22 protein-coding genes and 1 tRNA gene are annotated in these 24,960 nt (G+C 68.4%); 9 read left to right on the forward strand and 14 right to left on the reverse strand.

Annotated elements, in window-relative coordinates; translation table 11 throughout:
• Nucleotide 1 precedes the first annotated feature (1 nt).
• A complete protein-coding gene (locus HOV91_RS10770) occupies nt 2-1,954 on the forward strand; it encodes an ABC transporter ATP-binding protein/permease (protein ID WP_174185308.1) in 1,953 nt (650 codons plus the stop codon).
• A 215-nt stretch (nt 1,955-2,169) separates the two neighbouring features.
• Nucleotides 2,170-3,939: a thiol reductant ABC exporter subunit CydC gene (gene cydC, locus HOV91_RS10775; protein ID WP_174185309.1), complete on the forward strand. Its 1,770-nt coding sequence runs from the start codon at nt 2,170-2,172 to the stop codon at nt 3,937-3,939.
• A 292-nt stretch (nt 3,940-4,231) separates the two neighbouring features.
• Here cydC and HOV91_RS10780 read toward each other — a convergent pair whose 3' ends face one another.
• Nucleotides 4,232-5,206: a helix-turn-helix transcriptional regulator gene (locus HOV91_RS10780; RefSeq protein ID WP_174185310.1), complete on the reverse strand. Its 975-nt coding sequence runs from the start codon at nt 5,204-5,206 to the stop codon at nt 4,232-4,234.
• Between the two features lie 96 nt (nt 5,207-5,302).
• Between HOV91_RS10780 and HOV91_RS10785 the strand changes: the two genes are divergently transcribed.
• Nucleotides 5,303-5,698, forward strand: coding sequence for a RidA family protein (locus HOV91_RS10785; protein WP_174185328.1), 396 nt, complete (start codon nt 5,303-5,305; stop codon nt 5,696-5,698).
• Between the two features lie 85 nt (nt 5,699-5,783).
• On the opposite strand, the gene HOV91_RS10790 is transcribed toward HOV91_RS10785, so the two are convergent.
• From HOV91_RS10790 to HOV91_RS10815, 6 genes are all read right to left on the reverse strand, one after another.
• Nucleotides 5,784-6,491, reverse strand: a complete 708-nt coding sequence (locus HOV91_RS10790) for a heme-binding beta-barrel domain-containing protein (protein WP_174185311.1) — start codon at nt 6,489-6,491, stop codon at nt 5,784-5,786.
• Nucleotides 6,492-6,682: 191 nt separating this feature from the next.
• Nucleotides 6,683-6,988 carry a DUF1416 domain-containing protein gene (locus tag HOV91_RS10795; RefSeq protein WP_043686601.1) on the reverse strand — a complete coding sequence of 102 codons (306 nt, stop codon included), beginning with the start codon at nt 6,986-6,988 and terminating at the stop codon, nt 6,683-6,685.
• Nucleotides 6,989-6,993: 5 nt separating this feature from the next.
• Nucleotides 6,994-7,827, reverse strand: a complete 834-nt coding sequence (locus HOV91_RS10800; RefSeq protein ID WP_159842241.1) for a sulfurtransferase — start codon at nt 7,825-7,827, stop codon at nt 6,994-6,996.
• A gap of 29 nt (nt 7,828-7,856) precedes the next feature.
• A complete protein-coding gene (locus HOV91_RS10805; RefSeq protein WP_174185312.1) occupies nt 7,857-8,351 on the reverse strand; it encodes a DUF4395 domain-containing protein in 495 nt (164 codons plus the stop codon).
• Nucleotides 8,352-8,640: 289 nt separating this feature from the next.
• Nucleotides 8,641-9,084 (reverse strand): thioredoxin family protein, encoded by a 444-nt coding sequence (locus tag HOV91_RS10810; protein WP_174185313.1) that lies wholly within the window; start codon nt 9,082-9,084, stop codon nt 8,641-8,643.
• Entirely contained in the window at nt 9,081-9,881 is an 801-nt protein-coding gene (locus tag HOV91_RS10815; protein ID WP_174185314.1) for an LmeA family phospholipid-binding protein, read from the reverse strand. The genes HOV91_RS10810 and HOV91_RS10815 overlap by 4 nt, the downstream gene beginning before the upstream one ends.
• A 294-nt stretch (nt 9,882-10,175) precedes the next feature.
• Between HOV91_RS10815 and HOV91_RS10820 the strand changes: the two genes are divergently transcribed.
• From HOV91_RS10820 to pstB, 6 genes are all read left to right on the forward strand, one after another.
• Nucleotides 10,176-10,940, forward strand: coding sequence for a winged helix-turn-helix transcriptional regulator (locus tag HOV91_RS10820; protein ID WP_174185315.1), 765 nt, complete (start codon nt 10,176-10,178; stop codon nt 10,938-10,940).
• Between the two features lie 122 nt (nt 10,941-11,062).
• Complete coding sequence (gene mshD, locus HOV91_RS10825; protein ID WP_174185316.1) at nt 11,063-11,977, forward strand: mycothiol synthase; 915 nt, start codon at nt 11,063-11,065, stop codon at nt 11,975-11,977.
• Between the two features lie 242 nt (nt 11,978-12,219).
• The gene (gene pstS, locus HOV91_RS10830) at nt 12,220-13,332 is read left to right on the forward strand and encodes a phosphate ABC transporter substrate-binding protein PstS (RefSeq protein WP_174185317.1); all 1,113 of its coding nucleotides are present in this window, start codon (nt 12,220-12,222) and stop codon (nt 13,330-13,332) included.
• 91 nt (nt 13,333-13,423) lie between these two features.
• Entirely contained in the window at nt 13,424-14,395 is a 972-nt protein-coding gene (pstC, locus tag HOV91_RS10835) for a phosphate ABC transporter permease subunit PstC (protein WP_174185329.1), read from the forward strand.
• Nucleotides 14,395-15,297: a phosphate ABC transporter permease PstA gene (gene pstA, locus HOV91_RS10840; RefSeq protein ID WP_174185318.1), complete on the forward strand. Its 903-nt coding sequence runs from the start codon at nt 14,395-14,397 to the stop codon at nt 15,295-15,297. The genes pstC and pstA overlap by 1 nt, the downstream gene beginning before the upstream one ends.
• A 21-nt stretch (nt 15,298-15,318) precedes the next feature.
• On the forward strand, nt 15,319-16,095 hold the full coding sequence (gene pstB, locus HOV91_RS10845) for a phosphate ABC transporter ATP-binding protein PstB (protein ID WP_174185319.1): 777 nt from the start codon (nt 15,319-15,321) through the stop codon (nt 16,093-16,095).
• Between the two features lie 109 nt (nt 16,096-16,204).
• Here pstB and HOV91_RS10850 read toward each other — a convergent pair whose 3' ends face one another.
• The 7 genes from HOV91_RS10850 to HOV91_RS10880 form a co-directional block, all read right to left on the reverse strand.
• Nucleotides 16,205-17,755, reverse strand: coding sequence for a hypothetical protein (locus HOV91_RS10850; RefSeq protein ID WP_174185320.1), 1,551 nt, complete (start codon nt 17,753-17,755; stop codon nt 16,205-16,207).
• Nucleotides 17,752-18,045 carry a hypothetical protein gene (locus HOV91_RS10855; protein ID WP_174185321.1) on the reverse strand — a complete coding sequence of 98 codons (294 nt, stop codon included), beginning with the start codon at nt 18,043-18,045 and terminating at the stop codon, nt 17,752-17,754. The genes HOV91_RS10850 and HOV91_RS10855 overlap by 4 nt, the downstream gene beginning before the upstream one ends.
• A gap of 120 nt (nt 18,046-18,165) precedes the next feature.
• Nucleotides 18,166-18,828: a phosphate signaling complex protein PhoU gene (gene phoU / locus HOV91_RS10860; RefSeq protein ID WP_043719140.1), complete on the reverse strand. Its 663-nt coding sequence runs from the start codon at nt 18,826-18,828 to the stop codon at nt 18,166-18,168.
• 334 nt (nt 18,829-19,162) lie between these two features.
• Nucleotides 19,163-21,442, reverse strand: a complete 2,280-nt coding sequence (locus HOV91_RS10865) for an LCP family protein (protein WP_174185322.1) — start codon at nt 21,440-21,442, stop codon at nt 19,163-19,165.
• Between the two features lie 160 nt (nt 21,443-21,602).
• Nucleotides 21,603-22,730: a tRNA dihydrouridine synthase DusB gene (gene dusB, locus HOV91_RS10870; protein WP_217440144.1), complete on the reverse strand. Its 1,128-nt coding sequence runs from the start codon at nt 22,728-22,730 to the stop codon at nt 21,603-21,605.
• Between the two features lie 169 nt (nt 22,731-22,899).
• Entirely contained in the window at nt 22,900-23,871 is a 972-nt protein-coding gene (locus tag HOV91_RS10875) for an acyl-ACP desaturase (protein ID WP_174185323.1), read from the reverse strand.
• A 758-nt stretch (nt 23,872-24,629) separates the two neighbouring features.
• A tRNA-Lys gene (locus HOV91_RS10880) sits at nt 24,630-24,702 on the reverse strand.
• Nucleotides 24,703-24,960: the final 258 nt, after the last annotated feature.

Raw genomic sequence — 24,960 nt, forward strand, 5'->3', positions numbered from 1 at the left:
CATGGCCCGTCCGCCGATCGATCCGCGCCTGTGGCGGTACGCCCGCTCGGCACGCAGCTACCTGGCGCTGAGCGTAGCGCTCTCGCTGGTCGTCACCGCCGCGATCGTGGTGGCGGCGGTGACGATCGGACGGGTGCTGGCCGGGGTAGTCACCGACCCGGGCCTGCGCACCCTCGGCGCGTGGACGGCCGAACTGGTCGTGCTGGCGCTCGCGATCGCGGGGCGGGCGCTCGCCACCTGGTGGCAGTCCCGGCTGGCGCACCGGGCGGGCGCGAGCGTGGTTGCGGAACTGGAGAGCGCGGTGCTCGGCGCCGGCGCGCGCCTGTCCCCCCGCGAACTCGACGCCCGCCGAACGGAGTTGGCGGTGGTCGTCGGCACGGGATTGTCCGGACTGCGCGGCTATCTCGTCGGCTACGTGCCCGCGCTGTTGCTGGCGGTGCTGGTGCCGCCGATCGTGCTCGCCGTCATCGCGGCCCACGATCTCACCTCCGGCGTGATCGTGGTGGTCACGTTGCCGCTCATCCCGATTTTCATGATCCTCATCGGCCTGCTGACCCAGGGTCGGGCCGAGGCCACGCTCGCGGCGACCACCCGGCTGTCGGACCAACTGCTCGACTTGTTCGCGGGCATGCCGACATTGCGTGCGCTCGGACGGGAGACGGGCGCCGCCGAAGCGGAACCCCCTTCGCGAGAAGGGCAGCAGGGCGGCGCCGGGGGCACCATGCGGCACCGCGTGCGCGATCTCGGTGACGCGCTGCGGCAGCGCACCATGCGCGCGCTCCGCATGGCCTTCCTGTCCTCGATGGTGCTGGAGATGCTCGCCACGCTGAGCGTCGCCCTGATCGCGGTGTCCATCGGGTTGCGGTTGGTGTTCGGTGAGATGAGCCTCTACGCGGGCTTGGTGGCGCTGGTGCTCGCGCCGGAGGTGTATCTGCCGTTGCGCATGGTCGGCGAACGGTTCCACGCCGCTCAGGACGGTATGGCGGCCGCGGACAAGGCGTTCGCGATTCTCGACGACACGCCTCCGGGGCGGGACGACATCCCGACCGGCGCGGGTGCGGCGGCAGCGGAGCAGCCGAGGCCCCGCGGTGCGGGCAAGGGCCGGTCCACTACGGCAAAGGCGGCGACGGAACGGCGCGGAAGTTCCGTGAGCCCCGGCACGGTGGAACTCCACGATCTCTGGGTCCAGGCCAGGGACGGGTTCGCGCCCGCGGGTCTGTCCGCGACGTTGCGGCCCGGCTCGCTCACGGTGCTCGCCGGTCCCAACGGAAGCGGCAAATCGACCGCGCTGCAAGCCATCCTGGGTCTGCTCGGGCCGGACCGAGGCGCCGTGACCGTCGACGGTGTCGACGTCCGCGCACTGGACCCGGAGCGATGGTGGGCGCGCGTGGCTTGGCTGCCGCAGCGGCCGGTGCTGGTGCCGGGCACGTTGCGAGACAACCTCGAATTGCTCGGTGCGCGTCCCGTGGATCATGCCGCACGCGGCCCGGTACGCCTCGTCGACGATCTCGAAGCCGCCTGTCTGGCCACCGGTTTCGACGCCGTGCTCGACGATCTGCCCGATCGGTGGAACACCGTGGTCGGCCCCGGCGGCATCGGCCTGTCGCTCGGTCAGCGCCAACGCCTCGCGCTGACCAGGGTGCTGGCCTCCGACCGCCCGATCCTGCTGCTCGACGAGCCGACCGCACACCTCGACGCCGCCGCCGAAGCCACCGTGCTGGCCGCCCTCCAGCTCCGGGCCCGCGCAGGCGCCACGGTCGTCGTCATCGGCCACCGCCCGACCGTCCTGGCCGCCGCCGACCACGTTGTGGAGGTCCGCTCCGATCGAGCGGTGGGTGTCCCGGTCGCCGCCGACCACGTTGTGGAGGTTCGCTCCGATCGAGCGGAGGGTGTCCCGGTCGCCACCGAGCACGTCGCTCAGGTTCGCGCCGAACGCGGGAAGATGCTGCGGTGAGCGCCGCGAATAGTACGGCCGTCGGTGCGCACACCCTCGACCAGGAAGGACCGGCAGTCGGTGCTCGGCGATGGCACGATCGATTCGGCGCGCTGCGGCTGGGCCTCCGCTACGCATTTGCGCGGCGCGTCGAGGGACCGGCCGTTCGCGAATCGGTGGCTGGTGGATCGGCCTCCGCGATCCGACACGGGAGCCGGGCGAGAGGAGCGATCGCGATGACGCGGGCAGTCCCGCGCGACACCGGCGCCACGGTGCTCGGTGATCTGCGGCGGATGTGGGCGCTGCTGGAACTGTCCCGCCTGCGGGTCGCGGTGGCGATCGGGTGGGGCGTACTGGCGCTCGGCAGCGGGCTCGGGCTCGCGGCGCTGGCGGCGTGGCTGATCGCGCGGGCCTGGCAGATGCCGCCGGTGCTGGACCTGAGCATCGCCGTGGTCGCGGTGCGCGCGCTCGGCATCTCGCGGGGCCTGTGCCGGTACCTGGAACGTCTCGCGACGCACGACGTCGCCCTGCGAGCCATGACCACGGCGCGAACCACGGTCTATCGGACGCTGGCCCGCTCGGACCACTGGCTGCGCCGGCCCGCGGCCGCGCGCGGCGGTGACGACCGGCCGGACGCGTGGCCCGAAGAGACGAAGCCGCCGCGCCGCGGTGATCTCCTGGTCCGGATCGGCAGCGACATCGATGACTTGGGTGCCGTGGTGGTCCGCGTGTTCGTGCCGGTCGCGGTCGCGGTCGTCCTCTCGGTCGTGGCCGTCGCGCTCCTGGCCACGATCTCGCCGCTCGCGGCCGCGATCCTCGCGGGTGCGCTGGTGCTGTCGGGCATAGTCGCGCCGTGGTTGTCGGCCAAGGCGGCGTCGGAAGCGGAACGCGGCGTGCGCGCCGACCGGGCGGAGTTCACCGCACAGGCACTCACGGTCCTCGACCACGCCGCCGAACTGCGCGTCGCCGGTCGCCTCGACGCCGCCCTCGACGCGGCCTGCGACGCCTCCCGCCGGGCGGTCGTGGCCGAGGATCGCGCCGCCGCCCACAGCGCGTGGTCGGCCGCCGCCACGCCGCTGTCCATCGGAGCCGCCGTACTCGGCGCCTTGCTGATCGGCATCACCGTCTACGGTCCCGACGGCGGCACCGCGGGCGCGATGACACCCATGGCGCTGGTGATCCTTGTTCTGCTGCCCCTGTCCGCCTTCGAAGCGGTCGGCCCGCTGCCCGCGGCGGCGCAGGCCATGACGACCGCCCGTGCGGCGCTGCGTCGCCTGGACGGGCTGGAAGCCGATTCACCCACCGGCACGTCGACGGACCCCCGGGAGGCTGCCCAGCCACTGCACGCCGGGGAGTCGGCGAACGTCGCGCGACTCGAAGCCCCCGTGCCGGAACTGCCACGGGGACGGCGGATCGCGGTGGTCGGCCCCAGCGGCGCGGGCAAGACGACTCTGCTGATGAAGTGGGCAGGGTTGTTCGACGTCTCGCGCCCCGGCGTCACCTTCTTCGCCGAGGACGCGCACGTGTTCGGCACCTCCGTGCTGGAGAATCTGCGGGTCGCGCGCGGTGATCTGACCGCGGAAGAGGCCGAGAAGGCGTTGCGGACCGCCGGTCTCGGCGAATGGCTGGACGGGCTGCCGGAGGGAGTGCACACCGATCTGGTCGGGGGAGCGGCCGCGGTGTCGGGCGGCCAACGCCGCCGGATCCTGCTCGCGCGGGCACTCGTGTCACCGGCGCGGGTGTTGCTGCTCGACGAGCCGACCGAGCACCTGGAAGCCGAGGCCGGGGCGCGACTGCTGCGCGACCTGCTCGACGCGGAGAGCGGTCTCGTCGCACCCGATCGCGTCGTGATCGTCGTCACGCATCAACTGCCCCATGACCATCAGGCCGACGCGGTGCTACGGATCGCCGCATCAGGCGAGGTCACAACCGATTTCGCCGGTGACGAACCAGCGCGCCGCGCGGCCGTTTCAGCCCACCGAGAAATTCCGTTGCCGAGCTACTGACGCATCGCTAGATTCGTTCGTACACGAGGAAGGAGGTGGTTCGAAGAATGGATATTCATAGGACACGTGAGGTGGCTGTCCGCTAGCGCCACCGCTGCAGGTGGATTTCGCCCGCGCGAGCGCTGAGCGAATTCCAGGCAGTCACCCGGCCCCCGAGCCCCGGTCTGTCCGACCGGACCCGTGCGACGCAAGAAGCACTGGTATGGCTCGGGGGCTGTTCTGTTTCCGCCTCTCCGGATATTCAGGCGTACCAGTGGGTGGGTGGCGGCGGCCCGCGAAAGGGCGGCGCTTCTCAGGATGACTCCGCGTAACAAGTGAGGATTGCGGCGGCGCGGTCACGCAGAGAGGTGCGTAACCACTGCGGACTCAAAGCTTCCGCGTCCGTGGCGAGCTGCCACAGCGCCCACTCGGCGTGTCTGGGATCTTGAAAGGTCACCTCCAGCCGCAGCAGGCCGTCTGCGTCGGCTTCTTCGGAGCGAACCGCAATCGCGGTGCTCACCAGGTCCTCTCGCCGCGCCGGATTCACCCGCACCAGGACGGTGACCTGGTCGCCGCCGATCCGAAACCGCGTGCTCCGTTCCTGCCAGGCCCGGTCCAGATCGACCCGGTCCGGTCGTTGGGCGGGTTCGGGAAGTTCCTCGGCGGCCAACACCCGCGACAGCCGGTAGGTGCGGTCCGCGCCGGACCTCGTGGCCAGCAGATAGCCCTGGCCGCGTACGGTGACCAGCCCGATCGGGTCCACCGTGCGCCACTGCGGGGCCTGGTCCACCGCCGCGTAGCGGATGCGCAGCTTGTGTCCGGCGAACACCGCGCGCCGCACCTCGGTCACGATGGTGTCGGGCACCTCCTCGGCAACCAGCCGCCGCGAGAGGAGGTCGGTTTCCGGTTCGATGAGCAATCGCCGGGCCGCGTCGCTCGCGGTGGCCCGGTAACTTTCCGGCAGCGCGTCGACCACCTTGAGCATGGCCGAGGCGAGCGCCGAGCCGAGGCCGAAAACCTGCGCGCCGCGCCGTGACCCGGCGACCAGCAGGGCGAGCGCCTCGTCGTGATTCAGTCCGGTGAGCTCGGTCTGGAAACCGGGCAACAACGCGAAACCGCCGTGGCTGCCGCGTTCGGCGTAGACCGGGACGCCTGCCGCGGAGAGGGCTTCGATGTCGCGCAGCACGGTACGGGTGGACACCTCCAGCTCGCGGGCGAGCGTGTCCGCGGTCAACCGACCGCGCTGACGCAGCAGCAGCACCAGCGAGACCAACCGGTCGGCGCGCATACGAAAAACCTACCGGAATACCTGACCGAAGATGTCGTGATTTGTTGGGAGGCTGATGGGCGTACGGATTCTCGATGGATTGGAGCTGATGTGGTGCTGGAACGAACGGCGGTCAACCCGGTGACGTGGGCGGCGGAGCTGGGATTCAACCAGGGTGAGATCGTCTCCGGGCACACCCGGACCCTGTACTGCTCCGGGCAGACCGCGATGAGCGGCGATGGCAAGCCCCAGCATGACGGTGACATGGCGGCACAAGTGGCGCTGAGCCTCGACAACCTGGAGGCCGTGCTCGGCGAGGCCGGCATGTCCCTGGCGAACCTCGTCCGGCTCAATGTCTACACCACCGACGTCGATCTGCTCTTCTCGCACTACGGCGTGCTGGCCTCGCGGTTGGGCGCGGCCGGGGTGGCACCGACCACCACGATGCTGGGTGTGACACGGCTGGCGATCCCCGGCCAGATGGTCGAGCTCGAGGGGACCGCCGTCGCGTGAGATGACCTCGCGCGCCCGCTACTCGTGCCGGTCGAACCGGTACGAGTAGCACGGTTGATCACCTGGTCGCGCGGCAGAGCCCGGATCAGCCGATGTAGCGCTGGAGACGGGCGGACAGGCGGGGTTCGAGGGGGCCGTCGGCTACCACGCGCTCCTCGACGTAGGCCAGGTCGCCGCCCTCGACGATGCCGTAGAGGCGCTTGGCGCCGCCTACGACGACGCCGGACTGGCTGCGGATCACCACGTCGGTGGCCAGTTCCCAGGACGACTGGGTCAGCGCCTGCCCGTAGAACAGCTCCACGATGCCGCCGCTGTGCGCCAGCAGCAATTCGATGACCTCGTCGTCGCCGTCGATGCCGACCCGCCAGAACCCGCTCTCCCGCAGGTCGGGGCCGTCGTAACCGCCCTCCGCGCCGATGACCCAGGACCGCGACTCCCAGGCCAGGTAGTCGCCGCCGTCGTGCGAGACGACGATCTGCTGGCCGAACCGGTAGTCGCCGCGCTCGGGGTCGTTGCCCTCGCCCTCGCCGCGCCACACGCCCACCAGGGGGAGCAGCGCGAGCATGGAGGCGCTCAGATCCGGGCCGAGCCGCAGATTGGCGGTGTCGTCGGGCAGCGGAAGATCCGGCAGGACCGGGATGTTCCGGGCGCCGGTCGACTTCGCCCGTTCGGCGGCGTCGGCCACGGCCTGGTCGCCGCTGCGGCGGCCGGCGGCGTCGGCCGGAGCGTTACCGTTCAGTTGTTCACTCGCTCGCTCGGCCGGGTTGGAACCTTCGCTCGCGAGTTCGCTCATGATTCGGTGAACAGCCGGTAGAAGACGTAGAGGCCGAACCAGCCGATCAGCACGGCCACGGCCACCAGCAGAATCTCGAAGAAGAGGACCACGATCCCGAGTCTAACGACCCGCTCGCGGCGGCACGCAAACGGCCCCGGCGCTTCCGCGGAGCGGAAAACGACCGGGGCCGTCGGCGTGAGTGCGATGTATTACTTGGCGACCGCGACGTCCACCGAGTGGATGCCCGCGCCTTCGGGGCGCACCTCGGCGGAGCCGTTGCCCGCCGAGGACAGCGCGCGAACGGTCCACGAGCCGGGAGCCGCGAAGAACCGGAAGTCACCGGTGCCCGAGGCGACGACCTCGGCGGTGAAATCACCGTTGCCGTCGAGCAGGCGCACGAACGCCCCGCCCACCGGCTGGCCGTCGGTGCTCAGGACACGGCCGGTGATGACCGTCTCCTTCTCCACGTCGACTCCGGCCGGGATGGCCTGACCCTGAGTAGGTGCTGCACACATATCGATTACTCTCCCAACTCGATCGGAGCGCCGACGAGGGAGCCGTATTCGGTCCAGCTCCCGTCGTAGTTCTTGACGTTCTGGTGGCCGAGCAGCTCCTGCAGCACGAACCAGGTGTGCGAGGAGCGCTCGCCGATCCGGCAGTACGCGATGGTCTCCTTCTCGCCGTCCAGGCCGGCTTCTTTGTAGATCTCGGTCAGCTCGGCGTCGGACTTGAAGGTGCCGTCCTCGTTCGCGGCCTTGCTCCACGGCACGTTGATGGCGCCGGGGATGTGGCCCGGACGCTGGCTCTGCTCCTGCGGCAGGTGCGCGGGCGCCAGGATCTTGCCGGTGAACTCGTCAGGAGAACGCACGTCGACCAGGTTCTTCGTGCCGATGGCGGCGATGACCTCGTCGCGGAAGGCGCGAATGGACAGGTCGGGCGCGGAGGCCTTGTACTGGGTGGCGGGGCGGTTCACCGGCTCGGTGGACAGCGGACGGCCGTCCAGCTCCCACTTCTTGCGGCCACCGTCGAGCAGCTTGACGTTGTTGTGGCCGTACAGCTTGAAGTACCAGTAGGCGTACGCGGCGAACCAGTTGTTGTTGCCGCCGTACAGGATGACCTCGTCGTCGTTGGAGATCCCGCGCGCCGAGAGCAGATCGGAGAACTGCTCCTGGTTCACGAAGTCGCGACGAACCTGATCCTGCAGGTCCTTCTTCCAGTCGAGCCGGACGGCACCTTCGATGTGACCACCGTCGTAGGCGGAGGTGTCCTCGTCGACCTCGACGAAGACGACGCCGGGGGCGTTGAGGTTCTCTTCGGCCCAGTCAACGGAGACCAGGACATCGGAGCGAGCCATTGTTTTCCTTTCAGAGATGACGTGCAGGGTCAGTTCGATGCCGGTGACGGGCTCCGGCGGAGGCGGGCTGCCAGCGGATAGATCCGGCAGCCCAGGCAGATCCCGAACGCCGCGTTCAGGAACGCCGCGAACAGGGCGAAGCCGGCGAATACCGCGCCGACGACTGTGGAGCCGAGCGCGAAGCCCAGCAGGCTGACGGCCGCGAAGACGAAACCGAGCAGCTGCGCGAATCGCAGCGGAGCCGTCGGCTCGGTCGCACCGGCCGGCGCGAGACGCGGCGCGACGACGGCCGCGTAGATCCGACCGTACGGGTGGCGGCGCGGGCCCAGGGCGGCGCCGAGCGCGAAGACGACCGCCTGCAGGGCGATCAGGACCGCCGCAGCGACCGGCGAGACCGCGGCGGCGAGCAGGACGAGGACGAGCACGCCGGTGGTGACCCAGGCGACGAAACGCGGTCCGCGTACGTCGACCTGGTCGGTGGCAATGGGAGTGGTTCCGGAACTGTTACGGATCTCGGTGGACATTGTGCGTACTCCTGCGCTGAATAAGTCCGATGACTGAAGATTTGCCAATTCGCCGGGGGATCGTTCGATCACTCGCGCGGCGGACAAAGGTCGGCGTCAGGAAATCCCGGGGAAGCCGACCGATCAGCGGCACAGGCAGCAACAACCACCGAGCCGACACAGATCCACTGTGCGGCGTCGGGTGAGCATCAGCTCGTGGTTGGAAAGCACGTCAAGCAGTTTACCCAATTCGGCGGGAGAATTGGACCCGGGGTGGATCACTTCCGTCCAGGGGGCTTGTCCGCGCAGCTCAGGCCGCCGCGGTGAGCGGCTCGAGGGCGGAGTGCAGATCGGTGTCCTTGGGCACGCCGGAGATACGGAACCGCTCCCGGCCCGCGGTGTCGAAGACGAACGTGGTGGGCAGCGAGAGCACGTTCAACTCCCGCGCGAGCGCGGGCTCGGCGTCGATGTCCACCTCGATGTCCTGCGGCGGCTGCGGTGATCCCGCGAGCTGGCCGGTGACATTGGCAACTACGCGGCGAACCGCCGCGCACGGGCCGCACCATTCGGCGGAGAAATGCAGCACGGTGGGACCGGCTCCGGTCACGCCGACGGCGGCGAGCAGTTCGGCGCGGGCCGGCTCGGACGCGTCGATGCTCGCGCCGGCGCGGACCTTGCCTTCGCGCCTGCGCAGCAGGATGCCCACCGCCAGCGCGGCGAGCAGTACCACTGCCAAAATGGTGATCTGGATCATGGTCGCTGCAATCGGTCGAGGTCGATCGTGACGTTCACGCCCTTGCCCTCCACGACGATCTGACCGCCCTGGGCGGAGACCTTGGTGGGCCGGACACCGAACGGCAACTCCTTGGTGTCGATGGTACGGGTGAACCGGGCGAGCACCGCGGGGCGATCGGCCTCGGTGATCACCGCCACAGGCATGGTCTCGGTGCCGGGCGGGCCGCGATAGAAGCCGGTCGCGACGATCTTCACCTGGTCGCCGTCGAGGAACAGATCGGCTTGCACGCTGACCTTCTCCCCGCCGTACTGCGCGCCGGGGGTCTCCGGCAGGGTGCCGGTGAGCACCAGTGCGCCGGTGGTGGTCATGCCGGAACCGCCCGATCCACCGGTCCCGTCGGACTTGTCCGCGGGCCGCGAATGCACCTGGAGATCGGGAATGGTGAACAGCCTGCCCAGTTCGGTGGGCTCCACGCGCAACCGGCTGTCCACCCGCTCCACGGGGACGGCACGCAGACTGCCGTCGACCAACTCGCCGACCGGCAGCCGCACCCCGGTCAGCGTCGCCTCCAGCGCGGTCTCGCCGGGGATGTCCGCGCGCTTGGCGCGCGCCCTGATCTCCACGTGGTCGTAGCGGCTGTCCCAGGCCTGGCCGAAGAACGGGAAACCGTGAATGGTCACCTCGGGATCGGCGGTGAGATCGGCGCCGTCGCGCAGCGCTCGGGACACGCGGTACTCCGAGTAGGCGGCGGTGCTGAAGTCGGCGACGACGGCGAATCCCGCCAGACACAGCAGGCCGATGATCAGCTTGCGCATGCTCCCCCGTCTCTCCGGGTCTCGGGCCGCGGCGGCTGGGAGCCGCGCGGCGCACGTCCTGGTGTCGTGCCGGGCGTCCCGCCGGTGGCAGGGCTGCCCGGTACGCAACCCATGTAGGCACCATATCGGTTGTCCCGCGCCGGGCTCCCGGGTGGCGGCGGGTGCGGCCGCACACCCGGAATGCGTGGTCATGCCTTGTTACGCGCTAATCTTGCATCCGATTACCTGTGATTAGCGACGCGGCCGCGGCGGTGCTGCCGCATCCGCGTGGCTACGAGATGGGAGGAGGGCCCTGTGGAGCTGCTCCTGCTTACCTCCGACCCCAACCCCGAGTCGGTGTTGCCCTCGCTGGCGTTGCTGGCCCACAACGTGCGGCCCGCGCCCACCGAGGTGGCCTCACTGCTCGAGGCAGGCACCGCGGACGTCGCCCTGGTGGACGCCCGGACCGACCTGGCCGCCGCCCGCGGCCTGTGCCGCCTGCTCGGCAGCACCGGGTCCTCCGTGCCGGTCGTCGCGGTGCTCACCGAGGGGGGCCTGGTCGCGGTGAACGCGGACTGGGGACTCGACGACATCCTGCTGCCCGGCACCGGCCCCGCCGAGCTCGACGCCAGGCTGCGGCTGCTCGTGGGGCGCAACGGCGGCGTGGCCAGCCCGGAGAACACCGGCAAGATCACCCTCGGTGAGCTGGTCATCGATGAGGGCACCTATACCGCGCGGCTGCGTGGCCGCCCGCTCGACCTCACCTACAAGGAGTTCGAGCTGCTGAAGTACCTCGCGCAGCACGCGGGCCGGGTGTTCACCCGCGCGCAGCTGCTGCAGGAGGTGTGGGGCTACGACTTCTTCGGCGGCACCCGCACCGTCGACGTGCACGTGCGGCGGTTGCGCGCCAAGCTCGGCAGCGAGTACGAGTCGCTGATCGGCACGGTGCGCAATGTCGGTTACAAGGCCGTGCGCCCGTCGCGCGCGGCGGCCAAGGGCGAGCCGGTGAATTTCCCGGAGGACGAGAACGAGGGCACCGACGATTCCCCGCTCACGCCGGTCAACGGCTCCGCACAGTGAATTCCCGCGGTCGGTGGCCGGAGTCCCGATAGTGCGGGCATCGGCCGAAATGCCGCGGGCTTCTGCGACGTTTCCAGGAGCGGGTCCCGCGCGGGGCCGGCTGGCTCGATGAACGGAGGCCGATGAGCGGCGCGACGACAGAGTGGACCGACCGTCCCGACCCGGGCACGGCGCGGGCGATCACCGATCTGCTGGCGCGTGCCACGGCGGCGGACGGGGTCGCCCCGATCTCGGAGCAAGCCGTGCTGTCGCTGACTTCGGGCGACGGCGCCGGAGCGCGCCATCTGCTCGCGCGACGCGACGGTGCGATCGCCGGTTACGCGAATCTGGTGCCTGCGCACGGCGGACATCCCGCGATGGCCGAGGTGGCGGTGGATCCGTCCCAGCGCGGCCACGGGTTGGGGACCGATCTGGTCACGGCCGCCCTGGCCGCGGGCGGTCCGGGCGCGCGGGTCTGGGCGCACGGCGACCGGCCGGCGGCGAAAGCCGTCGCGGCGCGGCTCGGGCTGCGTACGGCGCGGGAGCTGTGGCAGATGCGGCGCTCCTTGGCTACTTCAGAGCTACCGGAATTGGCGGTGCCGGAGAGCATCACGGTGCGCACCTATGCCGGTGCCGCCGACGACGCGGAATTGGTACGGGTGAACGGCGCCGCCTTCGCCTGGCATCCCGAGCAGGGCGGCTGGACCGCACGCGACATCGAGATCCGCCGGGCCGAGTCGTGGTTCGACCCGGCTGGCCTGTTTCTCGCGTTCGATGCCGCCGTCCCCGACCGGCTGCTCGGTTTTCACTGGACCAAGGTGCATTACGCGGAGGATCCGCCGCTCGGGGAGGTCTACGTGGTCGGCATCGACCCCGCTGCGCAGGGGCGCGGCCTCGGTCGGCTGCTCACCCTGGCCGGCTTGCGCCACCTGCGGGATCGCGGGGTGCCCGAGGTATTGCTCTACACCGAGGCGGACAACGTCGCCGCGGTGCGCACGTATACCCGGCTCGGCTTCGCGCCCGCCCACGTCGACGTCGCCTACGCCGCGGCTGAATAGCAAGCGGCAGACCGGCTATCGCCGAGTAAAACTGGGGCAAACGTCACATGCACCAGGGGCAATCGCGCCAGCCTGTTCACTCTCCGTTCACTCAGGTCGGTCCAACTGTCAACCACGTGACCTTAGGTTGTGTGAGGGCAGCACACTGCTGCCTGGTGCGCAAGTTCCCCGCGAACAGCACCACGACACCCGTCCGGGCCGGTGAGGGACCGGACGAGTAGGACGCCATTCCGGAGGAATACGTGAATTTCAAGCGCAGCAGCGCCCTGGTCGGTGTGCTGGCCGTCGGCGCCATGACGCTGGCCGCCTGTGGCAGTGACGACAACACCTCGACCGACACGGGCAACGTGGCCAAGGTCGACGTCGCCTGTGGCGGCAAGGAGGCCCTCAAGGCCAGTGGCTCCTCGGCGCAGAAGAACGCGATGGAGCGCTTCATCGCCGCGTACGAGAAGAACTGCGACGGCGCCACGCTGAACTACACCTCCAGCGGCTCGGGCGCCGGTGTGAGCGAATTCATCGGCGGACAGACCGATTTCGGTGGCTCCGACTCGCCGCTGAGCTCGAAGAAGGACGAGCCGAAGAAGGCCGCCGAGCGCTGCGCCTCGCCGGCGTGGAACCTGCCGACCGTGTTCGGCCCCGTCGCGATCACCTACAACATCGACGGCGTGACCGACCTCGCGCTGGACGGCCCGACCGCCGCCAAGATCTTCAACGGCGCCGTGACCACCTGGGACGCTCCCGAGATCAAGGCGCTGAACCCGAACGCCAAGCTGCCGTCCGAGCCGATCGCGGTGATCTTCCGCAGCGACGAGTCGGGCACCACGGACAACTTCCAGCTCTACCTGGACGCCGCTTCCGACGGCGCCTGGGGCAAGGGCGCGGGCAAGGCCTTCAACGGCGGCGTCGGCGCGGGCTCGAAGGGCAACGAGGGCACCTCGGCCGCGGTGAAGACCACCAAGAACGCCATCACGTACAACGAGTGGTCGTTCGCGAAGGCGCAGAACCTCTCGATCGCGCGCATCATCACCTCGGCCAGCAAGGACCCGGTGACGCTGAGCGTCGAGTCGGCGGGCAAGGCGATCGAGTCGGCGAAGATCTCGGGCCAGGGCAACGACCTGATCATCGACACCTCCTCGTTCTACAAGCCGTCGGCGGCGGGCGCGTACCCGATCGTGATGCCGACCTACGAGATCGTGTGCTCGAAGTACGCCGACGCGAACACGGCCAAGGCGGTGAAGGCTTTCCTCACCTCCGCGGTCACCAACGGTCAGCAGGGTCTGGACGAGGCCGGGTACATCCCGATCCCGGAGCAGTTCAAGACCAAGCTGACCACCGCCATCAACGCCATCTCCTGATAGCAGACCCCACATGACCGTGCACGACGAGGTCGCCGCCGCTGGTCAGTCGGATTCGACCGACCAGCGAGCAGGCGGAGATACTGCGCTCATGCCGAGCAAGCCGAGCAACGAACCGGCCGCCAGGAGCGGTCGCCCGCACAGCCCCCGAGCGGAGATCATCTTCCGCTCGCTGGCGACGACCGCGGGTGCGATCATCGTCGCTGCCATCGCGCTGATCGCGCTGTTCCTGCTGATCCGAGCGGTGCCGTCGGTGCTGGCGAACGAGGCGAACTTCTTCACCAGCACCGACTTCAACACCTCGGATGCCAACAACCTCCGTTTCGGCATCCGCGATCTGTTCATGGTGACGGTGCTGAGCTCGATCTTCGCTCTGGTGCTCGCCGTTCCGATCGGCATCGGCATCGCGCTGTTCTTGACGCACTACGCGCCGAAGACGCTGGCGCGGCCGTTCTCGGTGGTCGTCGATCTCCTCGCGGCGGTGCCCTCGATCGTGTTCGGTCTGTGGGGAATCCTGGTCCTGGCTCCGCAATTGGAGCCGATCCAGACCTTCCTGAACGACAACCTCGGATGGCTGTTCCTCTTCTCGGACGGCAATATCCCGCTGGCCAGCGGCGGCACGATCTTCACAGCGGGCGTCGTGCTCGCGGTGATGATCCTGCCGATCATCACGTCGGTCAGCCGTGAGGTGTTCAACCTCACCCCCCGCGCGCACATCGAGGCGGCGCAGGCGCTCGGCGCGACGAAATGGGAAGTCGTGCGGATGACGGTGCTGCCCTACGGTCGCAGCGGCATGATCGCGGGCGCCATGCTCGGCCTCGGCCGCGCGCTCGGCGAGACGATCGCCGTACTCATCGTGCTGAAGACGGCCGCGCAGCCGGGACAGTGGTCGGTGTTCGACGGCGGCTACACCTTCGCCTCCAAAATCGCCTCGGCCGCGGCGGAATTCAGTGACCCGCTGCCGACCGGCGCGTACATCGCGGCAGGCTTCGTGCTGTTCGCGCTGACCTTCGTCGTGAATGCGCTGGCTCGTCTCGCCGCGGGCGGAAGGGTGAACGGGTGATGACCACCTCGACTCTGGACCGGCCGATCAAGCCGCCCACCTTCCGGGATGTGAGTTTCTCCCGCAAGGTGCGCAACAACCTCGCGACCGGCTTGGTCTGGCTGGCGTTCGGTATCGCGCTCGTGCCGCTGGCCTGGGTGCTGATCATGGTGATCACCAAGGGGATCGGCGCCGTGGTCCGGCTGAACTGGTGGCAGAACTCCCTGAAGGGTGTGCTGCCCAATCAGGTCGCGGGCGGCGTCTACCACGCCATCTACGGCACCCTCGTGCAGTCGCTGGTCGCGACGGTGATCGCCGTGCCGCTGGGCATCATGGCCGCGGTGTATCTGGTCGAGTACGGCCGCGGCGTGCTGGCCAAGACCACCACCTTCATGGTCGACATCCTGGCCGGCGTGCCGTCGATCGTCGCGGCGCTGTTCATCTTCGCGCTGTGGATCGCGACCCTCGGCTTCCCGCAGAGTTCGCTCGCGGTGTCGCTGGCGTTGGTCTTGCTGATGTTGCCGGTGGTGGTTCGCAGCACCGAGGAAATGCTCAAACTGGTGCCCGACGAACTACGCGAGGCGTCCTACGCGCTGGGCATCCCGAAGTGGAAGACCATCGTCCGGATCGTGGTGCCGACCGCGCTGCCCGGCATGATCAGCGGCATCCTGCTTGCGATCGCCAGGGTGATGGGTGAGACCGCTCCCGTGCTGGTGCTGGTCGGCTACAGCAAGTCGATCAACACGAACATCTTCGACGGCAATATGGCGTCGCTTCCGCTGCTGATCTACCAGGAGTTGGCGAACCCCGAAGCTGCCGGACGCGAGCGGGTCTGGGGCGCGGCTCTGACCCTCATTCTCATCATCGCCTTCCTGTACCTCGCGGCTGCGGTCCTCAACCGCCTGCTCACCCGGAACCGATAGAAGCGGAACGGATTACCGAAAATGGCCAAGCGGATCGACGTCAAAGATCTGAACATCTACTACGGCAAGTTCCATGCCGTTTCCGATGTCTCGCTGACCGTGCTGCCGCGCAGCGTGACCGCCTTCATCGGTCCCTCGGGCTGTGGCAAGTCCACCGTGCTGCGTTCGCTCAACCGAATGCACGAGGTAACCCCGAACGCCAGGGTCGAAGGCGCGGTGCTGCTGGACGGCGAGGACATCTACGGCACCCAGGTCGACCCGGTAGGTGTGCGCCGCACCATCGGCATGGTCTTCCAGCGGCCGAACCCGTTCCCCACCATGTCCATCAAGGACAACGTGGTCGCGGGCCTGAAGCTGCAGGGTGTGCGCAACAAGAAGGAGCTCGACGAGGTTGCCGAGCGCTCGCTGCGCGGCGCCAACCTGTGGAACGAGGTCAAGGACCGCCTGGACAAGCCGGGCGGCGGCCTCTCCGGCGGTCAGCAGCAGCGTCTGTGCATCGCGCGCGCTATCGCCGTGTCGCCCGACGTGCTGCTCATGGACGAGCCCTGTTCGGCGCTGGACCCGATCTCCACCTTGGCGATCGAGGACCTGATCACCGAGCTGAAGAAGGAATTCACCATCGTCATCGTCACCCACAACATGCAGCAGGCCGCGCGTGTGAGTGACCAGACCGGCTTCTTCAACCTGGAGGCCCAGGGCAGGCCGGGCAAGCTGATCGAGATCGACGACACCGAGAAGATCTTCTCCAACCCGTCGCAGAAGGCCACGGAGGACTACATCTCCGGCCGCTTCGGTTAAATCCCCCCGGCGCAGCCCGCGTTCCACGCGGCTGAGCGAAGCGAAGGCCCTGGCCAGCGTATTGCTGTCCAGGGCCTTCGCCATATTCGGCGCAGGGAATACGCTGCCGCTACTCGTTGGCGTGCGGGGTCTCGAACAGCGGGGTCGGCTCTGCTTGTACTCGACGCGTGTGTTCCGAATCCGATTGCCTGCTCGCCGCTGGTGCGCCGAGCAGACCGGTGCTCGCCGGAGCGGTCGACGGGGAACCAGGCGCGGGAGTACCGCCGGGGTTGGCGGATTCCGTGCCGGTATAGCTCGCGGTCCGGACGGAGTCCGGTTGGTTCGGGTTGGATTCCGCGGGCTGCGAGGAATTCGGTTTGTCGGCTTTGCTGTTATCGGTGCTCGCCGAGTTGTCCGTCTTCGATTTGTCGGCCTTGCTCTCGTCGGTCTTCGCCGAGCTATCCGCCGCCGAATCGGTGGCTTTCGCGTTCGGGTCGGTGGCGGGATCGGTGGGCGCCGGCGTTTCGGCCTTGGCCGGGTCGCCGGTAGCCGGGGAAGTCGCGGGCGTGCCATCGGCCGCACGGTCGACGCTGGTGATCACCGTGTCAGCCGCATTCGCGAACTTCTCCGCCGCCGTAGCGGTGGACTCGATCAGGTTCTTGCCCGCCTCGCCGCCCGCTTTGATGATGTCGGCGAGATTGTCGTCCAACTTGCTCACGGACTCGATCAAGGTGGGCACGTTGCCGGTGATCTGGCCGATCGTGGAGATGAGAGTTGTCACGTCCGACGGCTTCCACGAATTCGGGTCGCTGGCCGCACCGGTGGAAGCGGGTTGGCCGGATTTGTTCGTTTCCGTACCGTCGCCGGTCTTGTTCTCGTCCTTCTTCCCGGATTGATCGGCGCCGTCTTGCTTCCCGGATTGATCGGTTCCGTCCTGTTTCCCGGGTTGGTCGGTTCCGTCTTGCTTGCCGGATTGATCGGCGGCGATCGGACTCGCCTGTGGCGTCCCCGCCGGTGTGGTGGGGGCGGCCGCCTTGTCCTCCTGCTTCGACTGATCCTCCGGCTGATCGCCGGTGGGCGCGCCGGATGGTTGGCTGTACACCGCGAGCATCGGGTCGCCCTCCGGCGCCTGGCCGCTGTCGAGCGGGTCGCCGTCGCCGAGCTGTTCACTGCGGGCACGGACGTCCCCGCTTGCCTGCTCGATCTTGGTGGCGAGATCCGACTGGGTGCCCAGCAATTCGTTCAGCGCGGTGGTGATGGCGGTCTGATGGGTGTACTGGGATTCGCCGTCCTCATCCGAGCCGCCGGGGCCCGGAGTAACCTGCCAATCCTCGGAGACGGTGAATCCGGCCGCTACGGCCTGGTCGACCTTGTCCAGCAATGCCTGGCGGAAACCTGCCAGGCTGGTGCCGCTGTCGATCAACGTTTGCGCGAGTTCCTCGGTGTCCAGCGCAACCTTGTTCGCGGCGTCGCGATCGCCGGCGATCCGGTCGTAGGCGGCGTAGTAGGCGTCGCCGCTCCAATGCGCGCCCGCTGCGCGGATCTGCGTGACCGTCTCATCGATCAGCGTGACGAATTCGCCGTTACGAGTTCGTATTTCCGTTCCGGCTTCGCTCAATTTCCACGGCTGCCATTCCGAACGCACCTGGCTGAGGGTGGGCGTCGCGTTCGTGGTCCTCACAGTTGTGCGCCCATCGCGTCGAGCCCGGCGCGAAACTCCTGGTCGGATACCTCGTAATTGGCGGCGCCGCCCTTCGCGATATTCGAGACACGCTTGCAGCGCATGGCCATACGCCGCCACGCGTCTTCGAGATTCGTGCCTGCCGTCGAGCACACATCGCTCAGCGACGAACCCGGCAGAACGTTGCCGAGCCCGTCTGTAGTGGCGCGCACGGTCAAAGCGCCGATATCACCGCCGATTTTGTCCATCGACGCGGCCAGCGCACGTAGCTCTGCTGGATCGACGTTCATAACGCCCCCCTTCGTACCGGATCCCCTCCGGCGTAACGCTATACCCGAGCTATCCCGCCCCGGTGCGCCTCAATCTATCATTCGCCGCCCGCGAAACGTCAAGCCCAGCAAGCCCTTCGGTTATCCCTCCGCATCCGGGTCGGGCGGGAGGATGCCGGTGACCAGGAAGATGACCCGGCGGCCGATTTCGACCGCGTGATCGGCGAAGCGCTCGTAGTAGCGGCCGAGCAGCGTGACGTCCACGGCGGCGGCCACGCCGTACTTCCAGTCCCGGTCCATGAGCAGCGTGAAGAGGTGACGATGCAGATCGTCCATCGCCTCGTCGTCCTCGTTCAACTGCGCGGCGCGCTCGGGGTCGCGGGTCTCGAGCACCTCGCGGGCGCCGGAACCCATGTTCACCGCGATGCGCCCCATCTCGGCGAAGTAGCCGTTCACGGCTTCGGGTAGCGCGTGGTTCGGATGACGCCTGCGAGCGACTTTGGCCACGTGCAGTGCGAGCGCCCCCATCCGGTTGACGTCGCCGACGATCTGGATGGTGCTCACCACTTGCCGCAAATCGCCGGCGACCGGCGCCTGCAGCGCGAGCAAAGCGAAGGCCTTCTCCTCGGCGTCCTGGATCAGCTCGGCGATCCGGTCGGATTCACCGATCACCTGCTCCGCCAGAGCGAGGTCCGCTTGGAGCAGCGACTGGGTAGCCCGCTCCATGGCCGAGCCGGCCAGGCCGGCCATCTCGCCCAGCAGGTGCGCGAGTTCGGCCATTTGCTCGTTGTAGATGACACGCATGGAACCTGACACTAGTTCGCCGCGCTGACCAAGTCACGAACACGGAGTGAATGAGCGGTGTGCATCATTAGCGCGGCGGTTGCTGTTGAGGATTCAACGATCGGGAGTCATCCCACTCGCCGGGCTCGAAGGACGCGATCGGGATGATTTGTGATCTGGGTCGCATTCGGACCGAGGTGCCTTCGAGCGCTACTCGCCGTGCCGAATCCGGTGTTCATGTGCGCCAGGCGCTCGGGCAGGCGGCCGATACCAGCGCTTGGTGAATGAGAACTCGGTCGAATCCGTTTCGGTGAACCTGATCCGACACGTATCTGAGAGCGGCGGGCTCGGTCGCCTACTTGCAGATATCGTCGGCCGCGTTGACGTGTTCCAGATCCGAGGGCAGTACGGTCGGCGTCGTATCCGTCGGGGTGCTGGTCACAACGTTGGTGATCTCGTCACCGACCGGCGTCGGAGCCTTCACGGTGACGCCGTTCGCCGAGTCGGCTCCGATGACGACCTCGACGATGCCGCCGAGATCGTCGGCGGCCTCGATGGTCGCGCCGGGGATCGCGGTTGCCACGGTGGCGGCCTCGGCTTCCAGGCCCGCGGCGTAGCGCACCTTCGTCGTCGCGGATTTGCCGTTGGCGTAATTTGCGGTGTTGTAGATCGTGAAGCCCTGGTTGCCGAGCTTGGTAGCGGCCGTACGCGCCAGACCTTCCAATCCGGAGCCGTTGGACACCAGCAGCGAGACGGTGGAGGGCATCACCGCCGTGTACTTCGTCGGTGTCGGCGCGGCCTGGGTCGGCGCGGGTGCGTCGTCATGGACGGTCGGCTTCTCGCCCGGCAGCGGCTGATCGTCGCGGATCGCCTTGAAGATCGCCTTGATGTCGGATTCGCGGGGGATCTCGTTGCCGTAGGAGGTGGTGCCTGCGGTCGGGACGGTGATGAAGGTAACCGCGCCCGCATCGATTTTCTGCAGTGAGCGTCCCAGCATCAGCAGGTCGTTCGTTTCCACCTTGTTGACCCAGGTGTGTTCGCGGAACGCGCCGATGAAGCCGTTCAGCTTGCCCGGATTGAACAGCACCTTGCTGGACAGCGCGCCGCGCAGCAGCGAAGCGAGGAAGCGTTGCTGCCGATTGATGCGGTCGTAGTCGCTGCGCTCCTCACCGTAGACATGCCTGGCGCGCACGTAGTTCAGCGCGGTCTCGCCGTTGATGCGCTGTTTGCCCGGCTGCTCGAGGATGGTGCCGAGCACTTCGTCGACGAGCGGCTTGGTCGCGCACACCTCGACGCCGTCGAGCTTGTCGACCATGGACTCGAAACCGGCGAAGTCGATGCCGATGAAGTGATTGATCGACGCGCCGGTGAGCCGCTGGATCGTGGAGACGAGGCACATCGGGCCGCCCAGATTGTAGACAGCGTTGAGCTTGTCGCCGATGGCAGAGGGGAACTTCTCGTCGGTGTAGCTGTTCTTCTCGTTGTCCCACCCGTTGCACTGCGGCCTGGTCACGTCCAGGTCGCGCGGGAAGGAGACCACGACGACCCGACTCCGGTTCTTCGGGATGTGGACGAGCATGGTGGTGTCGGCGCGGGACCCTTCGGCGTCGTCCAGCGTGCCGGCGCCGAGCTTGCCGTTGGCGCCTGCGCGGGTGTCGGTGCCGACGAGCAGGTAGTTCTCGTCACCGAGCTGGGCATTGGAATCGACGATGTCCTCGGAGTTCTCGTCGAGGGCGGAGACCTGGTTGAAACTGTCGCTGGTCGAGCGCAGGTAGCTCCAGCCGCCGCCGGTGGTCAGCAGGATGAGGACGGCGCACACGGTCATCCCGGCCCGTGCGGTGGCTCGCAGCCGCTTGTTCCGGCGCGCCCGGGAGGCTTCCAGTCGGGTCTGCGCGGGGGTGCCGACGGTCTTCGGCTTGGCGTCTCTGCCTTCCTTGGTCGGCCAGCCGACCCCCTTGCGCTTGGCGCGCGTCTGCTCTTCGAGGGGAGGAAGGATGTCGGTGACCTCTTCGGCCTGCTCCGGCTCCGGACGCGCGACAGGCCCGGCGGCTACCGGGCGCTCGGCGGTGCGGCGGCTCGTGGGGCGGGCGGCTGGTGTGGCGCCTGTGATGTCCTGGACTACCGGTGAGTTTCCGGTCTGGCGCGGCGGCGGGACGTCGGGTGCGCGCCGGGGACCTGCTGCTGCGCCGCGGCCGTTGGCGGGCTCCGGAGGACGGTTCGCGACCGGGTCGGCGGGGCGGCGGGGAGGTTCCTGCCGCGGCTCGGCGCGGTTGCCCCGTTGCGGTGGCGGGCCCGCCTGCGGCGGTAGTGGCTCGGGACGGCGCGTCCGGTTCGGGGGGGTGCCCGCACCCGGTGGCGGGGGTTCGGCTCGGCGTCCTCGGCTCGGCGCGGCGGCCGGGTCGGGAGGCGTGGGCTCGGCGCGACGGCCTCTGCGGCCGCTGCGTTCGTTGTCGACCCGCTGGACCAGATCCTGGACTGTCAGGGGCGCGGAACTCTGATCGGGAGTGGCATCGGCATGGCGGGAACGACGAGGCGTGCGTGCGGCGTCTGCTTCTGGGTAGTCCTCCGCGGGATACCGCTCCCACGGGGCGCGACCTCCGGGCCGTGGCGAACGCCCGTGCCGATCGTCACCCACCAACGAACCTCGCTTCTCGTCTTGCTTTCCGCCTGGGTCACACCGGACCGGCGGCACCGATCCCGTAATGATAACGATTCCGCCACGGCGGGCCACCCCACGGCGAAACAGAACAGGTCACAACGATGTTTGGCGCTTCGTTCGCTGCGCGGTTGCCCTATCACCCACCGCTGTGCATCACATCGGCGGCTCTCGGCACCGCGGGATCGTCCGGGTCGTCGAGCCAGCCGTGCGGCAGCGCGACCTTGCCCGGTGAGCCCTGGCGCCCGCGCGGGCCCTCCGCGTCCTTCGGGAAGGGCGCGGTCGGATCGAGCTGTCCGACAAGGTCTTCGAGTTGCGCGAGGCTGCCCACCGTGGCGAACGCGCGCCGCAGGTCCGCGCCGACCGGGAAGCCCATCAGATACCAGGCCATGTGCTTGCGCAGATCGCGCATGGCCTTGTCCTCGCCCAGATGCTCCGCCAGCAGCGCGCCGTGCCGGTACAGCACCGCGCCGACCCGGCCCAGATCGGGAGCAGCGGGCAGCGGCTCGCCGCGCAGCGCCGCTTGCAGTTCGGCGAACAGCCACGGCCTGCCCAGGCAGCCACGACCGACGACGACGCCGTCGCAGCCGGTCTCGTCCATCATGCGGACCGCGTCGTCGGCGGCGAAGATGTCGCCGTTGCCCAGCACCGGGATCGTGGTGACGGCCTCCTTGAGCCGGGCGATCGCGCTCCAGTCGGCCTGGCCGGAGTAGCGCTGCGCGGCCGTGCGCGCGTGCAACGCGACCGCCCGCGCGCCCTCGGCTTCCGCGATGCGCCCTGCGTCCAGGTAGGTGAGGTGGTCGTCATCGATGCCGATGCGGAACTTCAGGGTGACCGGTACCCCCGCGGGCTCGGCCGCGCTCACCATGGCGCGCACGATGCGCCGGAACAGCGTCCGCTTGTACGGCAGGGCGGCGCCGCCGCCGAGGCGGGTGACCTTGGGCACGGGACAGCCGAGGTTCAGGTCGATGTGGTCGGCCCAGCCCTCGCCGACGATGATCCGCACCGCTTCGCCGAGGGTGGCGGGGTCCACGCCGTAGAGCTGCATCGAGCGGGGATGCTCGTCGGCGTCGAACGCCATCATGTGCAGCGTCTTCTCGTTGCGCTCGACCACGGCCCGCGCGGTGATCATCTCGCACACGTAGATCGAGGTCGGGCTGCCGAACTCCCGGCACAGCTTGCGGAACGCCAGGTTCGTGATGCCCGCCATCGGCGCGAGCACGACCGGCGGATCGACCGGATACGGCCCGATCCGCAGTTTCGCCATCGCCTCGGTAGTCATCGTCACGCCGACCAGTGTCTCATTTCCGCACGTTCGTCGGCCGGAGCGGGGCGCGGGCCCCGCGCGCATGTCGCCGTGGGGGCGCTACACCGATCCGTTCATACCGCGCCGCCGCCCAGTGCCCGGACGGCGGCGTTGTGCTTCGTCGCGGCGGTCAGCCTACCGAGCTGCCTGCCATCTGGCGGTCGCGCTTGGCGGCTTCGCGAGCGAGCATGCGGTCGCGCTGCTCCTCGAACTTGATGACGTCCTTGGCCAGCTTGTCCAGGAAGAGGCCGAGGCGCTCGCGGACCGCTTCGCCACGGGGGGTGAAGTCGGTGCGCTCGAAGATGTTCCACTTCTTCAGCACCGGCTGGACGACTTCCTCCAGGTGCTGGCGCAGGTCGTAGATACCGTGCTTGGCCATCAGCACGCCGTTGCGGCGGAAGTTGGGCATGCCCGCGCCGGGCATCTGGAAGTTCTCCAGGATCAGTGTGATCGCCTCGATGGCCTGGTCGGGAGCCAGATCGAGGGCGGCGCCGCACATGTTGCGGTAGAAGATCATGTGCAGGTTCTCGTCGGCGGCGACGCGCTGCAGCATGCGGTCGGCGATCGGATCGTCACAGACCTTGCCGGTGTTGCGGTGGCTGACCCGGGTGGCGAGCTCCTGGAAGGTGACGTACGCGACGGAATGCAGGAACCCGGCATCGGCTTCGGCGGGAGAGGCGAAGCCGTTGGTCATATGGACCATGCGGGCCTCTTCGAGGGCGACCGGGTCGACGCCGCGGGTGACGACGAGGTAGTCGCGCATGACGATGCCGTGGCGGTTCTCCTCGGCGGTCCAGCGGCCCACCCAGGTGCCCCACGCGCCGTCCTGCGAGAAGTTCTCGGCGATCTCCCGGTGATAGGAGGGCAGGTTGTCCTCGGTCAGCAGGTTGGTGACCATGGCCGCCTTCGCGACCTCATTGAGCCGGGACTGCTCCGGGTCCCAATCGACCCCACCGAGTGCCGCGAAATTGCGGCCGTCGTCCCACGGGACGTAGTCGTGCGGATGCCATTCCTTTGCCATGGAGAGGTGCCGGTTGACGTTTTCTTCGGCAACCGGCTCCAACTCCGTCAGAAGCTCGAGTTGAGTCAGATCCCTTGCCATGTATGAACCCTTCAGTGTGTGCTTCCGGTCGTGCAGGTCATCCCAAGGTAGACCGATACCGATGCGGCCATACCTTACGGCACCGTAGGTGTGATGCGAAACGCATCTGTTAGACGATCGATGCCCTGGTGATCCACCTCATACGACGTCGTCGCCGATCAGTGATCCACACGAGTGTATGGGTTCCACCCGTGGCGAGGGGACTATCGACGCGGGGCGCGACGTGTTAGCAGAACGTGCTCGACCGCACAAACCCGGTCGCGGACCGGCATGCCGCGTGCGACCGGTGCTCGAGTGAGTCGGATCGTCCCGCCGTGTCGCGCCGACGGAGTTCCGGCCGGCGACTCGCCGACATGAACTCGGAGACCGGGGCGTCCACCGACAGCACCCGCGTAACCCGCCCCCCGGCGTGCTCGCCGCCACCCGGGCGGCAATGTCCTCGGTCGGCCACCCGCCCGCCCTCCGTGCATTTGTGCCCTTCCTCACAAGCCGACCGGTACCCACTCCGGTGCAACGGCTCGTTCGGGTCTCTGGCTCTATTGTCACGACCCGGCGTGAATCTGTCCGGAAACGGCGTCTGCGGCCTGACTCGCGCTCATCGGCAGAAGGCCTCTATATCCGCCTGCGCTCAGTGTGGTCGGAAACGGAGCGCCGAACGGCCTGCGGAGGGAGTAGCGGCGGCGGCGCCGGTATGACCCACCATGGAGAACTCGGCGAAACAGATCGGGCGCCCGGAGTGACCGGGCGCCCGACGCGTGTGCCCCCAGTAGGGCTCGAACCTACGACCTGCGGATTAAAAGTCCGTAGCTCTACCAACTGAGCTATAGGGGCGCGCGGAGGAACAGTGTAGTGCGATAGGGCGCCGATGCCCCAATCGGGGGAGTTCGTGTCGGCGGGACGGATGGATGGGTGGTGTCGGTGTGGCGGGCCGGGTGCGTCGCGGGGCGGAGTGGGGAAGGGTAACGCCATGTGCGCAGAGGGCGATGCAGGCGGTAAACATTTGGTACCCAGCTTTGTTCATCTCCGCCCGATCTGGATATCATTCAATCATGTTGGCTGGCAATGAGTTTGGATTTGCAGGGGGTGAAC

The sequence above is a fragment of the Nocardia barduliensis genome (assembly GCF_013315795.1).
Lineage (GTDB): Bacteria > Actinomycetota > Actinomycetes > Mycobacteriales > Mycobacteriaceae > Nocardia > Nocardia barduliensis.

What these genes read in the sequence shown, in the direction of transcription:
- HOV91_RS10790 (WP_174185311.1), bottom strand. Translation starts at nt 6,491, where the DNA reads ATGAGCGAACTCGCGAGCGAAGGTTCCAACCCGGCCGAGCGAGCGAGT.
- HOV91_RS10770 (WP_174185308.1), top strand. Translation starts at nt 2, where the DNA reads ATGGCCCGTCCGCCGATCGATCCGCGCCTGTGGCGGTACGCCCGCTCG.
- dusB (WP_217440144.1), bottom strand. Translation starts at nt 22,730, where the DNA reads ATGGCGAAACTGCGGATCGGGCCGTATCCGGTCGATCCGCCGGTCGTG.
- pstA (WP_174185318.1), top strand. Translation starts at nt 14,395, where the DNA reads ATGACCACCTCGACTCTGGACCGGCCGATCAAGCCGCCCACCTTCCGG.
- HOV91_RS10805 (WP_174185312.1), bottom strand. Translation starts at nt 8,351, where the DNA reads ATGTCCACCGAGATCCGTAACAGTTCCGGAACCACTCCCATTGCCACC.
- phoU (WP_043719140.1), bottom strand. Translation starts at nt 18,828, where the DNA reads ATGCGTGTCATCTACAACGAGCAAATGGCCGAACTCGCGCACCTGCTG.
- HOV91_RS10855 (WP_174185321.1), bottom strand. Translation starts at nt 18,045, where the DNA reads ATGAACGTCGATCCAGCAGAGCTACGTGCGCTGGCCGCGTCGATGGAC.
- HOV91_RS10780 (WP_174185310.1), bottom strand. Translation starts at nt 5,206, where the DNA reads ATGCGCGCCGACCGGTTGGTCTCGCTGGTGCTGCTGCTGCGTCAGCGC.
- HOV91_RS10875 (WP_174185323.1), bottom strand. Translation starts at nt 23,871, where the DNA reads ATGGCAAGGGATCTGACTCAACTCGAGCTTCTGACGGAGTTGGAGCCG.
- HOV91_RS10795 (WP_043686601.1), bottom strand. Translation starts at nt 6,988, where the DNA reads ATGTGTGCAGCACCTACTCAGGGTCAGGCCATCCCGGCCGGAGTCGAC.
- HOV91_RS10815 (WP_174185314.1), bottom strand. Translation starts at nt 9,881, where the DNA reads ATGCGCAAGCTGATCATCGGCCTGCTGTGTCTGGCGGGATTCGCCGTC.
- HOV91_RS10810 (WP_174185313.1), bottom strand. Translation starts at nt 9,084, where the DNA reads ATGATCCAGATCACCATTTTGGCAGTGGTACTGCTCGCCGCGCTGGCG.
- mshD (WP_174185316.1), top strand. Translation starts at nt 11,063, where the DNA reads ATGAGCGGCGCGACGACAGAGTGGACCGACCGTCCCGACCCGGGCACG.
- pstB (WP_174185319.1), top strand. Translation starts at nt 15,319, where the DNA reads ATGGCCAAGCGGATCGACGTCAAAGATCTGAACATCTACTACGGCAAG.
- cydC (WP_174185309.1), top strand. Translation starts at nt 2,170, where the DNA reads ATGACGCGGGCAGTCCCGCGCGACACCGGCGCCACGGTGCTCGGTGAT.
- HOV91_RS10800 (WP_159842241.1), bottom strand. Translation starts at nt 7,827, where the DNA reads ATGGCTCGCTCCGATGTCCTGGTCTCCGTTGACTGGGCCGAAGAGAAC.
- pstC (WP_174185329.1), top strand. Translation starts at nt 13,424, where the DNA reads ATGCCGAGCAAGCCGAGCAACGAACCGGCCGCCAGGAGCGGTCGCCCG.